Annotated in this window: 1 protein-coding gene; it reads right to left on the bottom strand. The window is 78.3% G+C overall.

All coding sequences use genetic code 11. The annotated features are described in order from the left end of the window. The coding region (locus G3I42_RS03265) for an ATP-binding protein (RefSeq protein WP_164282335.1) at positions 1-232 on the bottom strand (232 nt) is incomplete at its 3' end. Positions 233-609 lie beyond the last annotated feature (377 nt).

The following is a 609-nucleotide window of genomic DNA, read 5'->3' as shown; positions in this document are numbered from 1 at the left end:
CGAGCCGTGTCTTGCCGACGCCCGCCTCCCCCGCGAGCACCAGCGCGCGCGGCCCGTCCGCCTCGGGCGCGGACACCTCGCCGAGCGCGGCGGCGAGCACGCCCGACTCAGCGTCCCGCCCCACGAACACGGGACTGAGCGACTGGTTCTGCACGCGACCGAGCATCGCACAGGGGTACGACAACGCCGCCGCCCGCACGACGAGCCCCCCGCGCACCAGGCCCCCGCTCACCCCCGTACCCCCTGCGCGGCACGCACCCGCCGCACGCGGCGCAGTACTCGTACCAGCCACGCGGCCGGCCCCGCCGCCGCGACGTCAGGCGGCCCCGACATCGCGGCGAGGCGCGCCCCTGACGCGACATCACACGCGCCTGACGTCGCGACGTCACCCGGCCCGGACGCGACGTCACCGGGCTCCGACGCCGCGACGTCACGTGCCACCGAGGCGACGTCGCGCGCCTCCGACGCCGCGTCGCACGTCCCGGAAGGAGCCATGCCCCGCCCCGTCACGTCGCGTTCCCGTGCCGCGCGACGTCGCGTCGTCCGCGCGCTCCGCGCCGCCGCTGCCGCTTCCTTCCGCAGCACCGCCGCGCGGGCCTCCTCGCGCAG

Origin of the sequence: Streptomyces sp. SID11385 (assembly GCF_010548245.1) — a bacterium.
Taxonomy (GTDB): Bacteria; Actinomycetota; Actinomycetes; order Streptomycetales; family Streptomycetaceae; genus Streptomyces.
This window is presented reverse-complemented; position numbering and strand designations above follow the sequence as displayed.